12 protein-coding genes are annotated in these 13,820 nt (G+C 68.3%); 2 read left to right on the top strand and 10 right to left on the bottom strand.

The genetic code is table 11. The annotated features are described in order from the left end of the window. Positions 1 to 159 precede the first annotated feature (159 nt). From PSS76_RS06520 to exaC, 6 genes are all read right to left on the bottom strand, one after another. Positions 160 to 1,476 (bottom strand): MFS transporter, encoded by a 1,317-nt coding sequence (locus PSS76_RS06520; RefSeq protein ID WP_013416905.1) that lies wholly within the window; start codon positions 1,474 to 1,476, stop codon positions 160 to 162. 115 nt (positions 1,477 to 1,591) lie between these two features. Beyond that, positions 1,592 to 2,248 carry a YoaK family protein gene (locus PSS76_RS06515; RefSeq protein WP_337456058.1) on the bottom strand — a complete coding sequence of 219 codons (657 nt, stop codon included), beginning with the start codon at positions 2,246 to 2,248 and terminating at the stop codon, positions 1,592 to 1,594. 61 nt (positions 2,249 to 2,309) lie between these two features. Continuing rightward, the gene (locus PSS76_RS06510) at positions 2,310 to 2,870 is read right to left on the bottom strand and encodes a hypothetical protein (RefSeq protein WP_013416907.1); all 561 of its coding nucleotides are present in this window, start codon (positions 2,868 to 2,870) and stop codon (positions 2,310 to 2,312) included. Between the two features lie 64 nt (positions 2,871 to 2,934). Beyond that, positions 2,935 to 3,465, bottom strand: coding sequence for a DUF779 domain-containing protein (locus tag PSS76_RS06505; protein WP_013416908.1), 531 nt, complete (start codon positions 3,463 to 3,465; stop codon positions 2,935 to 2,937). Next, a complete protein-coding gene (adhP, locus tag PSS76_RS06500) occupies positions 3,462 to 4,487 on the bottom strand; it encodes an alcohol dehydrogenase AdhP (RefSeq protein ID WP_337456053.1) in 1,026 nt (341 codons plus the stop codon). Before adhP ends, PSS76_RS06505 begins: the two co-directional genes overlap by 4 nt. A gap of 27 nt (positions 4,488 to 4,514) precedes the next feature. Continuing rightward, positions 4,515 to 6,038 carry an acetaldehyde dehydrogenase ExaC gene (exaC, locus tag PSS76_RS06495; RefSeq protein WP_013416910.1) on the bottom strand — a complete coding sequence of 508 codons (1,524 nt, stop codon included), beginning with the start codon at positions 6,036 to 6,038 and terminating at the stop codon, positions 4,515 to 4,517. A 257-nt stretch (positions 6,039 to 6,295) separates the two neighbouring features. On the opposite strand from exaC, the gene PSS76_RS06490 reads away from it, so the two are divergent. Then, on the top strand, positions 6,296 to 7,918 hold the full coding sequence (locus tag PSS76_RS06490; protein ID WP_337456052.1) for an acyl-CoA synthetase: 1,623 nt from the start codon (positions 6,296 to 6,298) through the stop codon (positions 7,916 to 7,918). Position 7,919: 1 nt separating this feature from the next. On the opposite strand, the gene mftG is transcribed toward PSS76_RS06490, so the two are convergent. The 4 genes from mftG to PSS76_RS06470 form a co-directional block, all read right to left on the bottom strand. Beyond that, positions 7,920 to 9,401 carry a mycofactocin dehydrogenase MftG gene (gene mftG / locus PSS76_RS06485; protein WP_005518321.1) on the bottom strand — a complete coding sequence of 494 codons (1,482 nt, stop codon included), beginning with the start codon at positions 9,399 to 9,401 and terminating at the stop codon, positions 7,920 to 7,922. Positions 9,402 to 9,403: 2 nt separating this feature from the next. Further along, on the bottom strand, positions 9,404 to 10,801 hold the full coding sequence (mftF, locus tag PSS76_RS06480) for a mycofactocin biosynthesis glycosyltransferase MftF (protein ID WP_013416912.1): 1,398 nt from the start codon (positions 10,799 to 10,801) through the stop codon (positions 9,404 to 9,406). Between the two features lie 73 nt (positions 10,802 to 10,874). Further along, complete coding sequence (gene mftE, locus PSS76_RS06475) at positions 10,875 to 11,555, bottom strand: mycofactocin biosynthesis peptidyl-dipeptidase MftE (RefSeq protein ID WP_337456046.1); 681 nt, start codon at positions 11,553 to 11,555, stop codon at positions 10,875 to 10,877. 29 nt (positions 11,556 to 11,584) lie between these two features. Further along, positions 11,585 to 12,436, bottom strand: a complete 852-nt coding sequence (locus tag PSS76_RS06470; protein WP_337456044.1) for a DUF1707 SHOCT-like domain-containing protein — start codon at positions 12,434 to 12,436, stop codon at positions 11,585 to 11,587. 70 nt (positions 12,437 to 12,506) lie between these two features. On the opposite strand from PSS76_RS06470, the gene PSS76_RS06465 reads away from it, so the two are divergent. Continuing rightward, entirely contained in the window at positions 12,507 to 13,808 is a 1,302-nt protein-coding gene (locus PSS76_RS06465) for an HNH endonuclease signature motif containing protein (RefSeq protein WP_337456042.1), read from the top strand. The last annotated feature ends 12 nt before the right edge of the window (positions 13,809 to 13,820 follow it).

The following is a 13,820-nucleotide window of genomic DNA, read 5'->3' as shown; positions in this document are numbered from 1 at the left end:
CGGGCGCCTTCCCGGCACCCACGGGGAAAGCCCGGCAATGCGGGCTCCCCCAACGTACTCGCTCGAGTGTGATGTAGGACATAGTCGACGGTCGGGGGTGCCGACAACTGTTCAGTGTTCGAACACCCCCGACCGGTCAAACGTTCGGAGAACGAACGTTCAGAGGGCGCGGTCCTTCGTCTCGACCAGCGCCCTGGTGCACACGAAGCTGACGACGCCGAGCACCGCGAGCATCAGGCCGATCGCGAAGCTGCCGAAGGACGAGGCCAGCGGCGCCGCGATCAGCGGCGGGATCGCGCCGCCGAGCACGCCGGCGAGGTTGTAGCCCAGCCCGGCACCGGTGTAGCGGTAGCGCGTGTGGAACATCTCCGGCAGTAGAGCCCCGCACGGTCCGTAGGCCATGCCGAAGATCGCGAGCGTGACGCACATGCCGATCACGAACGCGGCGGCCGAGCCGGTGTCGAGGAGCGGGAAGAGCACGAGCGCCCAGACGACGGCGAGAACGCAGGAGATCATGATGACCCGGCGGCGGCCGATCCGGTCCGAGTAGAGCGCCGACACGACGATCGCCGCGCCGAAGACGACGGCCGAGACGATGCCGACAGCGAGCACGAAAGGGCGGCCGAACCCGAGGGTCTTGGTGCCGTAGCTGGTGAGGAACGCGGTGCCCATGTAGAAGAGCGCGAACAGCGTCGCGAGGGCGCCGCCCGAGAGCAGGATCTCCTTGGACTGGAATCGCCATGCGTCGAGGAACGGAAGCGTCCGCGGAGCCGACGTGTCGTCGGACGCCTGCTGGGCGCGGAACACCGGAGTCTCCTCGATGGCGAGACGCATGTACAGCCCGATGCCGACGAGGACGATCGAGAACACGAACGGCACGCGCCAGCCCCAGTCGAGGAACGCCTCGTTGGTGTCGCCGAAGATCGCCCCGGTGAGGATGAACGTGCTGCTCGAGAGCACGAACGCGATTGCCGGGCCCAGTTGGGGGAACATCGCGTACAAGCCGCGCTTGCCCGGTGGGGCGTACTCCGCGGTGAGCAGGGTCGCGCCGGCCCATTCGCCGCCGACCGCGAAGCCCTGACCGAACCGGAGCAGCACCAGGATGATCGGCGCCGCGACCCCGATGGTCTCCGCCCCCGGCAGCAACCCGATGAGGAGCGTCGAGATGCCCATCAGCAGCAGCGTCGAGACGAGGGTCTTCTTACGTCCGATGCGGTCGCCGTAGTGCCCGAACAACATTGCGCCCACGGGCCGGGCGATGAACGCCACCGCGAACGTCGCGAAGGACGCGACGGTGCCCGCGGTGGAACCGAGCGCCGGGAAGAACACCGTCGGAAAGACCAGTGCGGCAGCGGTTCCGTAGATGAAGAAGTCGTAGAACTCGATCGTCGTTCCGATGCAACTCGCGACTGCCACTCTGCGCACTCCGGTGCGCGGGGTGATCGTCGAGTCGACCGATGGCGACACAGTCGTCATGGATCCCTCTTCTCGAGCCGTGCGTGACGCCCCGATTGGCGTCAGCGACTGCGAGGAAAGGTAGTGATCCACGTCACTGACCGGCCACCCCCGAAAGGGGGTGGAGTGAGCTGTGTCACCCGCACGCGGGGCGCGGTGGGGGCATCCGGGCGAGGACGACGGCGAGCGCCGCCGCCCACGACGCGGCCGCCCACAGCGCGTTCAATCCGACGAGATTGTGGGCGAACGCCCCGAGAGCGGCTCCGATCACCATCGCCGCCCAGAGCAGGAAGTGCCGGACCCACCCCCACCGCTCGCCGCCCGTCAGCGCGGTGACCAGGCGCTGGCCCATCTTCACGAGAGTTCCCGTCATGTAGGTGAGGCTGATACTCACCTCTCCCTCGCGTTCGAAGGTCGCGTTCTCCGCCCCCATCGCCAGGACCATCAGCGCGATCGCGACGGGCGTGCCCCCCACGAGGTGGGCCGTCGCGGCGAGGGCGAGGAGCACCGCGACGAGGGTGAGAACCGCCTGGCGGTGACTGCGTCCGGCGGTCCTGCCCGTGAAGGATCCGGCCATCACCCCGATCACGAACAGGACGACGATGCCGGCACCGGTGAGCGCGGTGCCGACCAGCCCCTCGCCGAGGGAGACCGCCAGCTTGGTCGAGTTACCACTCATGAAGGAGACGAAGTATCCACCGAGCGTGATGAATCCCATCGCGTCCACGAACCCCGCCAGGGCGGACAGGAAAACCGCGACGACCGCGACGCCACGGGGATAGTGCAGCACCATGGTTGGAACATAGTCCGGGTGCCCCGCCCACCGGCCGTCCGGCCGCCGGGCGGGGATCGCGTCAGGCCGCGGCGTCCTCGTCCAGCCCGCAGGCGCCGCGCAGCTCGCGCGCGATCTCACCCCACACCGTGGCGTACGACGCGATCTCCGGGGCGGCGATCCACGCCGCGTCGCCGGCCTGCGCCTTCCGCAGCGCCTCGGCGAACAGGTCCTGGTAGCGCGACAGCCGCGGCACGAACGCGGAGACGTCGTCGAGGACGTCCTGCGCCTTCCGGTCCAGCGCCGCGAGCGCCTCGACGTTCGGGCCGCCCTCGACGAGTTCGCGCAGCGGACCGTCGAGTTCCAGGAAGCGCTCGTGGATCTCGGCGATCGAATCCTCGTCGATCGACACGCGCTCGGCGTCGAGCTGATCGCCGAGCTCGGCCACACCCGCATCGGTCAGCGCGAACGCGCCGTCACCGGTCTCCTCCGCCTTGCCCTGTGCCAGGAGGGCGTCACGTGCCGCCTCCGCGGATGCGAGTGCGACGCCCAGCTGCGCGGCGAGGACGTCGGCCGTCACCTGCCCCTTCAGCCGGATCGTCTGCAGCAGTGCCAGTTCGTCGACGTTGCCCGCGAAGGCCATCGTGTTCTCCTCGTGTGTGCGGTGGTTCCGACAGGAAACCTACCGCCCGAGGATCCGCGCCGGGTCACCCACGGTGGCCCGGCACCGGGCACGCGTCGGCGGCCTCGGCCACCACGAGCGGGGCCGACGCCGGCCCGGGACGCGCGCCGCGTTCCCAGTCGGCACCGAGCAGCGGGACCTCGCCTTCCAGCGCGGCGAGTTCGGCGGCGTCGAACACCCGCCCCCGGCTGAGCAGGCGCACCCCCTCCGGCGCCTCGAGGCTGAACCCCGCACCGCGGCCGGGGACGACGTCGAGGACCAACTGCGTGTGTTTCCACGCGTCGAACTGCGGACCCGAGATCCACAGCGGCACGGCGTCGTCGTCCTGCGGGGCGATCGTGCCGAGCTCGCCCACCCCCAGACTCAGATCGAACACCCCGAGCAGGACGTCCCGATCGCCGACGGTGAACTCTCCCATCGGGAAACACATCGGCGCGGAGCCGTCGCAGCAGCCCCCGGACTGGTGCAGCATGAGCGGGCCGTGGACGTCCGCGAGGTGGCGCAGCAACGACGCCGCCGCGCCCGTGACGACCGCGCGGGGCGGGGCCGCGCTCATGCGAAGTCCAGGACGACGCGGCCGTCGATCATGCCGCGATCGAGTTCGTCGAAGACATCGTTGATGTCCTCGATTCGCCGCGCGTGGACGGTGGGATGGATCGAGCCGCGGGCGTAGAAGTCGAGCGCCTCCACCATGTCCTGCCGAGTGCCGACGATCGATCCGCGCAACGTCAACCCCTTCAGCACGGTGTCGAAGATCGGGGTGGGGAACTCGCCGGGCGGCAGGCCCGTGAACGTGACGGTTCCACCCCGTCGGACCATGCCGATCGCCTGCGCGAACGCGGCCGGACTGACCGCGGTCACCAATACCGCGTCGGTGCCGCCGGTGGCCTGCCGCACCTTCTCCACCGGATCCTCCTCGAATGCGTTGACGAGCAGTTCCGCACCGTGGCGGGCCGCAAGCGCGAGCTTCGAGTCGGCGACGTCGACCGCGGCGACGCGCAACCCCATCGCGGTGGCGTACTGCACCGCGACGTGCCCGAGCCCGCCGATCCCGGAAATGGTCACCCACTGGCCCGGGATGAGGGCACTGACCTTGAGCCCCTTGTAGACGGTGATTCCGGCGCACAGGACCGGCGCCACCTCGATCGGATCGGCTCCCTTCGGCACTCGGGCGGCGAACCTGGAGTCGACCAGCATGTACTCGGCGAACGAGCCGTCGACGGTGTATCCACCGTTGATCTGTCTCTCGCACAGCGTCTCCCAGCCCGTGCGGCAGTAGCGACACTCGAGGCACGTCGACCACAGCCACGCATTGCCCACGAGATCGCCCACCGTCAGTTCGGTGACGCCCTCCCCCATCTCGACGACCTCGCCGTAGCCCTCGTGCCCCGGAACGAAGGGCAGCGTCGGCTTGACGGGCCAATCTCCCTTGGCGGCATGCAGGTCCGTATGGCAGACGCCGCTGGATCGCACCTTCACGAGCGCCTGATCGCGTCCCGGCTTCGGGATCGGGACGTCCTCGATCGAGAGGGGCTTGCCGAACTCACGAACTACCGCGGCCTTCATCGTCTCGGCCATGCGAAACCTCCGGACTCGGTCGTTCGATCAGAAGAAGCCCTGTGCGCCGGGCGCGTAGCTGACGAGCAGGTTCTTCGTCTGCTGGTAGTGATCGAGCATCATGTGGTGGTTCTCGCGCCCGATGCCGGACTGCTTGTAGCCGCCGAACGCCGCGTGCGCGGGGTACTGGTGATAGGTGTTGGTCCACACCCGGCCCGCCTGGATGTCGCGTCCGGCCCGGTACGCGACGCCGCCGTCCCTCGACCACACTCCGGCGCCGAGACCGTAGAGGGTGTCGTTCGCGATCGCGATGGCCTCGTCGTAGTCGGCGAAGGACGTCACGGACACCACCGGACCGAAGATCTCCTCCTGGAAGATCCGCATGTCGTTGGTGCCGGTGAAGATCGTCGGCTGAACGAAGTACCCCTCGGACAGGTCGCCGCCGAGCTCGGCGCGCTCGCCGCCCGTGACGACCCGGGCGCCCTCGTTCTTCCCGATCTCGATGTACGACAGGATCTTCTCGAGCTGGTCGTTCGACGCCTGCGCACCGATCATCGTGTCGGTGTCGAGCGGGTCACCCTGCCGAACGGCCTTGGTGCGCACCGCGGCGAGCGCGAGGAAGTCGTCGAAGATGTCGCGCTGGATCAGTGCGCGCGACGGGCACGTGCACACCTCGCCCTGGTTCAGCGCGAACATCGTGAAACCCTCGAGGGCCTTGTCCTGGAAGCTGTCGTTCGCGGCGAGCACGTCGGAGAAGAACACGTTGGGACTCTTGCCGCCGAGTTCGAGCGTGACGGGGATGAGGTTCTGCGACGCGTACTGCATGATCAGCCGGCCGGTCGTGGTCTCACCGGTGAACGCGATCTTCTTGATCCGCGGGCTCGACGCGAGCGGCTTGCCGGCCTCGGTACCGAAACCGTTGACGATGTTGACGACACCGGGCGGCAGCAGGTCGCCGATGAGCGAGAACAGATACAGCACCGACGCCGGTGTCTGCTCGGCCGGCTTGAGGACCACGGCGTTACCCGCCGCGAGCGCGGGCGCGAGCTTCCACGTCGCCATGAGGATCGGAAAGTTCCACGGAATGATCTGCCCCACCACGCCGAGCGGCTCGTGGAAGTGATAGGCGACAGTGTCGGTGTCGATCTCCGACAGCGCACCCTCCTGCGCGCGGATGGCACCGGCGAAGTAGCGGAAGTGGTCGACCGCGAGCGGGATGTCGGCGTTCAGGGTCTCCCGGATCGGCTTGCCGTTGTCCCACGACTCGGCGAGCGCGATCTTCTCGAGGTTGGCCTCGATCCGGTCGGCGATCCTGTTCAGAACGAGCGCTCGCTGCGCGACCGGCGTCTTCCCCCATGCCGGCGCCGCGGCGTGTGCGGCGTCGAGGGCGAGTTCGATGTCCTCGGCGGTCGACCGGGCGACCTCGCAGAACGGCTGGCCCGTGATCGGTGTCGGATTCTCGAAGTACTGCCCCTTCACCGGAGCCACCCACTCGCCGCCGATCCAGTTGTCGTAGCGCGTTTCGAAGGACATCAGGGCATCGGGAGAACCAGGGCGGGCGTACACGCTCATCGAAGACTCCTTACTCGGACGGGGCGAACACCCCGATCGGGGTGTGACACAGGACACTAAGCACGCGAACATTGCGATTACGACGTAGAAGTGGTCACAACTGGGCGACGACGCCACTTCGGAGCAACAGCACACTTCGCCGCCGCGCGACGGAGGATGTCCGATTTCGTCACGAAACCGGCATCCGACTGGCTAGTGTGCGGACCAGAGGTGGAACACGTTCCACCGGATGATTCGTTGCTCTGGAAGGAATGCCGATGCAGTTCAACCTGGCCGATATCTTCGAGACCGTCGTGGACGCCGTGCCCGACCGCATCGCGCTGACGTACGAAGGCCAGCACCTGTCGTACAAGAGCCTGAACGCGGAAGCGAACAAGGTTGCACACTTCCTGGCCGAGGCCGGGGTGGCACCGGGCGAGCACGTGGCGCTCTTCCTGAAGAACAGCATCGAGCACGTGACGTCGCTCCTGGGGATCCTCAAGATCCGCGCGGTCCCGATCAACGTGAACTACCGGTACACCCCGTCCGAGCTCGAGTACATCTTCACCAACTCGGACTCGGTCGCGGTGGTCGTCGAACTTCCCGAACACCAGCGCACCCTCGCCGGCCTCCTCGACAACTGCCCGTTGGTCCGGACGGTGATCGTCGTCGGCGAACCCGAGCAGGAGCTGCTCACCGCGGCCGAGGCACGGTCCGTGACGGTGCTGCCGTTCAGTGACTCGCAGGCGCACTCGGACGCCACCGACTTCCCGGCCCGGTCGGGTGACGACCTGTACGTCCTCTACACGGGCGGCACCACCGGCTATCCGAAGGGCGTCATGTGGCGCCACGACGACTTCTTCCACAAGCCGCTGTCGGGCGGCAACCCCTACGGCGCGGAAGCCCGCAAGGATCTCGCGGAGATCGCGGCCGCCGCCAAGGAGTTCCCCGACATGACGTTCCTGATCGCGGCGCCGCTCATGCACGGCGCCGCGTCGTACTCGCTGTTCACCTTCTTCACCCTCGGGGCCCGCCTCGTGGTGATGCGCGACTTCGATCCCGTCAAGGTCGTCGAAGGCATCGAGAAGGAGAAGCTGCAGGTGATCCTGATCGTCGGTGACGGCATGGGGCTGCCGCTGGTCGACGAGATGGAACGCCGCAAGGGCGAGGTCGACCTCAGCTCGCTGTTCTCGATCACCTCGGGCGGCGCGATCTGGTCACTGAGCGTGCGCGAGCGGATGCTGGCCGTCAAACCGGAACTGTTGCTGCGCGACAACTTCGGTGCGTCGGAGTCCGGCAACGACGGCGCGTTCACGATCGACGACAACGGCAACCTGCGCATGCCCCCCTCCCCCAACCTGATCCTGGTGAACGAACGTCTCGAGCAGATTCCCGCGGGCTCCGACGAGATCGGGTACATCGCGCGCATCGGCAACGTTCCCCTCGGTTACTACAAGGACGAGGAGAAGACCGCCCGCACCTTCCCCACCCGCGCCGACGGCACCCGCATCTCGGTGCTCGGCGACATGGGCACGATCGAGGCGGACGGCACCATCGTCTTCCTCGGCCGCGGTTCGCAGTGCATCAACACCGGCGGCGAGAAGGTCTTCGCGGAGGAGGTCGAGGCGGCACTGCACGCACATCCGTCGATCTCCGACGCCCTCGTCGTACCGGTGCCGGACGAGCGGATGGGGCAGCGCGTCGCCGCCGTCGTCGCGGTGTACCCCGGCTCCGACGAGCTGACCCTCGACGCCGTCCAGGACCACTGCCGCAAGACACTCGCGGGCTACAAGGTGCCGCGCGCGTTCGTTGTCGTCGACGAGGTCAAGCGCACACCGGCCGGCAAGGCCGACTACCGCTGGGCCACCGACGTCGCCGCATCGGACGCCGTCTCGAGCTGACTCACAGGAGGGTGCTCGCACGCTCCGCCACCATCACGGCGGTGGCGTGCGGGCCCCGGCCCGGGATCGCGGGGAAGATCGACGTGTCGACGATGAACAGTCCGTCGACACCGTGGACGCGGCACTCCTCGTCCACCACCGACGTCGCCGGGTCGGCCCCCATCCGGCAACTGCCCGACAGGTGCAACGACGTGCCGAGGTGATCCGACAACCACTCGTCCGACGTGTCGACGTCGTCGGGATCGACCAGGGCACGCATCGCACCGGTGCGCATCAGGTCGGCGGCATGGAGCACCGCGGCCCGCAACGCGTCCCGATCCGCTGCCGACTCGAGGTAGCGGTACGACACCGAGGGCGGGGCGCCCGGATCGGCCGAGACCAGTCTGATCTCACCGCGGCTGTGCGGCTTCATCAGCACCACGCCCAGGCACGGCCGGCCGATCCCGGATCCGGGTATGAGGTCACCGAACGACGCTGTGTACGGGCGCATTTCGATGCCGTCGGCGTTGAGGGTCACCTGCAGGGCAGGCACACTCGTGGTCCTGGGCACCGGCACCCGGTAGCTGTACGGCAGCACCACCTCGGGATGGTCACTGAAACCGGACCCCACCGCCGGCAGGTCCGCGACCACCTCGATGCCGAGATCTCGGAGGTGTCGGGCGTCGCCGACCCCGGACAGCATCAGCAGGTGCGGGGTCGCCACCGCGCCGGCGGTGAGGACGACCGTCGACGCACGGATGGTGTGCAGCCCCTCTTCCGTCGCGATCTCGAGGCCGGCCACGCGGGTGCCGTCGAACAGCACCTTGGTGACCGTTGCGCCGGAGCGCACCGTGAGGTTGGGGCGCCCCAGGTTCGGCAGGAGGTAGGCCGACGCCGGACCCACCCTCACGCCGTCCCGGATGTTGAGCGGCACCGGGCCGACGCCGTGCGAACCGGGCGCATTCTTGTCCGGATCCTCGGCGTGCCCCGCGTCGCGGGCAACGTCCACGAAGGCGCTGCTCACCGGGTGCCAGCGATCACGAGGTTCCCGATGCACCGGGATCGGCCCGTCCGACCCGTGCCACGGTCCGGTGAAGTCCGCGTCGGATTCGATGCGTTTGTAGTACGGCAGCACCTCGTCGAAGGACCACGACCGCGGCCAGCGATCGAAGTCGTCCGTCTGCGCGCGCACGAAGTACCCACCGTTGACGGCCCCCGAACCACCGAGGACCCGGCCGCGAGCGATCCACCCGGACCGTTCGCTGGTGAGGTTCACCTGGTACGGCCACACCCAACGACTGTCGGGCCCCACCGGCAGCACCCCGGCGTCGACGAGCTCGGGGGGATATTCCGAGGGAATCCGATGTCCGGGAGCGGATTCGACGAGCAGCACCCGACGGCTCGGATCCTCACTGAGCCGTCCGGCGAGAACGCTGCCGCACGAGCCGCCGCCGATGACGACGACATCGGCGGACTCGGACGGATGCGGCTGGTCCCGGCTCACCGTCAGCTGCCGATACGGGGAGCGAGTGCTCGCAGGTCCCGGGCACGAACCGCGCCCTGCCACAGGCCCGCGCCGTACGCGACGTCGTCGAGGCGCTTGAATGCCGTGTGCCGCAGCGGGTCCAAACCGCCCGGCTCGCGATGTTTCACCCAGTCGACGACGCCCTCGGCGACGGCCACCGCCACGGCCAGGCGCCGGATACGCCGCGAACACAGAACCGCCAGGAACGTCACCGGCCAGTAGTGACGGCACATCGCGGACGCGAGTTGCCATGCGCCACCGGCAAAGCCGCGAGCTGCGAGGATCGCTGCGATCCGTGTCGGCTGGTCGAGCTCACGAAACGTGCGCCGCAGTCGCGTCGCCGTCACGAGCAGGGTCGCGAGGCTGCCGAGCAGGCCGATACGCGTTCCCGTCGCCGCCGCGAGCACGGCGAACAGCGTCCATTTCGACATCGCCAGCGGCGGGACCATGCCGTCGTGCCGTGACGCCAACGGGGCCGCACCGGTGCCGTAGAAGAGCTTGCGGGAAAACCACTTCCGGAAGGTGACGCGGTGGTCGTGCGCTACCTGAGACACCGGTTCGTACCGCAATCGCCAACCCGACTCCTGCAGACGCCAGCACAGATCGACGTCCTCCGCGACGTGCATGGTCTCGTCGAATCCACCGGCCTCCACCAGGACGTCGCGGCGCACGAGCATCGCGGCGCTCGGCACGTACGCCACCGGGCTGCCGGAGCGGACCGCGGCCTCCTTGCGGCCCAGGTCCAGTGAAGAGCGCGTGTGCTCGTACCGGGCGAGCATCGACCCCTCGGGTTCGAGGGCCACGATGCGCGGCGCCACAAGTGCCACCGCGGGGTCGCTGAAATGCCCGAGCATCAGTTCGAGCCACCCGGTCTTCGGTACGACGTCCGAGTCCAGGAAGGCGACGAAAGGTGTTTGCGCCGCATGCAGTCCCGTGTTGCGGGCGGCGGCCGGGCCGCGCGAGGCGTCGTGCCGCAGCAGTGTCACTTGGGCGGTGCACCCGGACAGATCCGGAAGCTCTAGGGGCGTGGCGGAACCGTCGTCGACGACGATGACGTTCAACCCCCGCAGCGCCGGCACCAGGCGCGCGATGCCGTCGACGTTGTCGCGGATCGGCACGACGACCGTCACGTCACTCGGCGACGGCGTACTCATGGGGCGCGGGTTCCCGACGCCCGAGTCCAGCAGGCGACGCGCCACCACAGCGGTCTGCGAGTCCACGACCTCGAGGTAGCCGTCGCCGATCATCTCGGCCGCCGCCGGTGCCAGCTTGAGCATCCGCATCGGTGACCCGCCGATCAGTACCCGGCCTCCCGAATAGGCGCGTACCTGGGGATCGAGGCGGACCCCGAACCCGTCGGGGAGTCGAGCATTGCGCATCAGACGATGTTAAGGGGCGGTGCAGTCATGGGCAGAACTTGCCGCGAAAAACCAGGACAAACCGCCACACCAGTCACACCAGCCTCCCGTCGGGCCGTGGCGCCCAGTTCTCGATCGCCTTTCCGGCCCGGCGAACGAGGTCTGCGAACAGTCGTTCCCCCTCCTCTGCGGTGGCCCCGGTGGGATCGCCGAGGATGCCGTTGGGGGTCGCCGCGAGCATGCCACCCGACCGCAGTTGCGGCATGAGGTCCGCGATGGGCGCCGTGTTGCCGGGCTCGGCTCGGCCCATCGTCACGTCAGCGGGTGAAAGATGCAGCAGCAGGGATGTTTCGGTGCGTCCGGCGTGCGCGTCGGCACCCGGTACCGCACACGGCAGCCAGGCCGCGTCGCGGCCCTCGTAGCGAAGGAGTTCGACGGCCTTCACCAGCGCCGGGCCGTTCCCGCCGTGGCCGTTGACGAACACGACACGCCGGGCCCACCGACACGCCGAGCGGCCGTACTCGACGAGCAGCGCCTCGAGCGCCTCGGTGCCGATCGAGATGGTCCCGGCGAAGCCCTCGTGCTCGCCACTCGCCCCGTACGTGATGGCAGGCGCCGTCACGACGCCGGTGAGCGCGCCGGTCAGAGCGGTCGCGATGCGTGTGTCGGTGTCCAGCGGCAGGTGCGGGCCGTGCTGCTCGAACGATCCGACCGGGACCGCGACGGTGAGGTCGTCGCGCGGCACATCGGGCCACGGGGTGCAGGCGAGGTCCATCGGTCGATGGTAGAGCGGCCTCCCGCCGCTCACGGGCCCTGCACCTCGACGACCTCGCCGGCAAATGTCGCCGTCACGTTCCCCTTGGCGACGTCGGCGTCCACGACGTAGACCGTGACCCGCGGCTCGGCGACACCCGACGGCGAGCGAAGGGCGCGAATGGCGACCCGATCGACGTGGCCGCTGGGCAGACCCACGAGGCCGGTAGCGCGTCCGACCAGATCGGCGATGGACTCGCTGTCGAGTAGCGCGAGGTCGACCGTATCTTGGTCCTCGTCCCGCATCGTGGGCGGCGTCCACGGCTCGAATCCGGCAGCGCCCGTGAACATCCACCGCTGCATCCGGGTCGGCTGCCGGGGGATCATCTTCGCAACCACCGCGTCATCGCGGTACAGATCGACATCGTCGGCGACAAGATTGCCGAACTTCGACTCGAAGCGGCGCACGAACTCGCGCATGCCGTCGGCGGTGAACAGAGCGATCGACTCGGCCGAGTGGTCGTCGGCGCTCGATTCGGAGGAGGCGGCAGGGCCATTGGAGCCCCCGGCAGACATCACCTGGACCAGGCCGACCACGATCAACGCCACGACGACCACCGCAGCGAGTACCACAAGAAGGTGGCGCGACCGCGGCGAGCCGGAGTCGGATTCAGTCTCGGACTCACCGCCGGTCCCGTCACCGACAAGATGATCGGGTACCTGCAAGTCCTTCGTCAGCGCCCGAAGAGCGCCGAGCGTCGTCGCGCGCATCGCTGCCGCAGTACGGGACTCGCGCTCTTCGACACCCAGCTGACCATCCGCATATGCGGCGTCGAGCAGGCTGCACGTCTGCGCGCGATCGATGTCGCGCGCCCGGGTCTTGTCAGATCGAGGGTCCGGCACGCCCAGACCCTACTGCGTGGCGTACTCGATACCCATTGACTCGAACGTAAGTTCGAACTAAGCTCGTGTCATGAATCCGGGGGGACTCAACAATTTGGGCATCGCAGCCGCTTCGCTGCGGCCTGGCGACGTGGGATCGCTCGCCGAAGCGGTTCTTGTGCAGGGAATGGCCGACGTTTGCCGTGAGATCGAACGGCTCCAAGCGTTGCGGGTAGCGATGGCCGCCGAAGTCGAGGCGCGTGCGGTCTCGTTCGACACCCTCGGATTTCGTAGCGTCAAGCAGTGGTTGGCTGCGAACACGTTGCTGGAGGTGCCGGCCGCGGCACGGATTCTCGCGTTGGGCCGGATGCTGAGCCGGCAGCCCGAGATCGCCGACGCTTTCAATGCCGGAGATATTTCCGCCGAGCATGCGGCGTTGATCGGGAAGTTCTGCGAAACCCCGCCACGCGGCATGCCGAACGAAGCGCTTGGTTCGTGCCGGAAAGTGTTGCTGGACGCCGCGTCCGGTCCCGCCGCGACCACCGCGACCGTCCGCACCTGCATCTCGCGGTTGGAGCGGATCTTCGAATCCGACGAACTCCCACCCAGCGAAGACACCGAACGCAACGAATTCCACGCCTCGAAAACCCTCAACGGCCGCGTCTCCGTCAAAGGTGACCTCGACGCCGTCACCGGCGAAATGCTCCTGACCGCACTCTCCGCGCTGACCAAACCCAGGAACCCGGTCGACGACCCCGCCGAAAAACGCACCCCGGCACGGCAGCGAGCCGATGCCTTCGCCGAGATTCTGCGCCGCTACCTCGACTCCGGCGACGCCCCGATCGAGGGCGGGGAGCGGCCCCACCTGTCACTCCATGTGAACGCCAGCGATCTCGCCCGCAGCCAGTCGGCTCACGAGTGGGTGAATCCAGACGGCGATTCGGACCTGTTCGGCGACAAAGACATCGCACGCCTACCCCACACGGGACCGCTCTCCATTGCCACCGCCCGGCGGCTCGCCTGCGACTGCCACCTCACCCCCATCGTCATGGACGACGGCGTCCCCCTGAATCTGGGGCGCACCAGCAGGACCGTGTCGAAGAAACAGCGCCGGGCGTTGATCGCCCGCGACTACGGCTGCGCCTTCCCCGGCTGCGGCGCACCACCCGCCCACTGCGAAGGCCACCACATCGAACATTGGGCCGACGGCGGCCCCACCGACCTCGACAACCTCGTCCTACTCTGCCGCTACCACCACCAGCTACTCCACCACAGCCACTGGGACGTGAGAATCGGCGCCGACCGGCACCCGTGGTTCACACCACCCAGCACCGTCGACCCCTACAAGAAGCCCATTCCCTCCAACGAGCGGGCAGGACCACACGCAGCGTAGGACGCTGTGTCG

Origin of the sequence: Prescottella sp. D32 (assembly GCF_037287305.1) — a bacterium.
Lineage (GTDB): Bacteria > Actinomycetota > Actinomycetes > Mycobacteriales > Mycobacteriaceae > Prescottella > Prescottella equi.
This window is presented reverse-complemented; position numbering and strand designations above follow the sequence as displayed.

Bases quoted from the DNA above. Each gene is read 5' to 3' on its own strand.
- mftF (WP_013416912.1), bottom strand. From the start codon at position 10,801: ATGCGCAATGCTCGACTCCCCGACGGGTTCGGGGTCCGCCTCGATCCC.
- mftE (WP_337456046.1), bottom strand. From the start codon at position 11,555: ATGGACCTCGCCTGCACCCCGTGGCCCGATGTGCCGCGCGACGACCTC.
- PSS76_RS06490 (WP_337456052.1), top strand. From the start codon at position 6,296: ATGCAGTTCAACCTGGCCGATATCTTCGAGACCGTCGTGGACGCCGTG.
- PSS76_RS06520 (WP_013416905.1), bottom strand. From the start codon at position 1,476: ATGACGACTGTGTCGCCATCGGTCGACTCGACGATCACCCCGCGCACC.
- PSS76_RS06515 (WP_337456058.1), bottom strand. From the start codon at position 2,248: ATGGTGCTGCACTATCCCCGTGGCGTCGCGGTCGTCGCGGTTTTCCTG.
- PSS76_RS06510 (WP_013416907.1), bottom strand. From the start codon at position 2,870: ATGGCCTTCGCGGGCAACGTCGACGAACTGGCACTGCTGCAGACGATC.
- adhP (WP_337456053.1), bottom strand. From the start codon at position 4,487: ATGGCCGAGACGATGAAGGCCGCGGTAGTTCGTGAGTTCGGCAAGCCC.
- PSS76_RS06505 (WP_013416908.1), bottom strand. From the start codon at position 3,465: ATGAGCGCGGCCCCGCCCCGCGCGGTCGTCACGGGCGCGGCGGCGTCG.
- PSS76_RS06465 (WP_337456042.1), top strand. From the start codon at position 12,507: ATGAATCCGGGGGGACTCAACAATTTGGGCATCGCAGCCGCTTCGCTG.
- exaC (WP_013416910.1), bottom strand. From the start codon at position 6,038: ATGAGCGTGTACGCCCGCCCTGGTTCTCCCGATGCCCTGATGTCCTTC.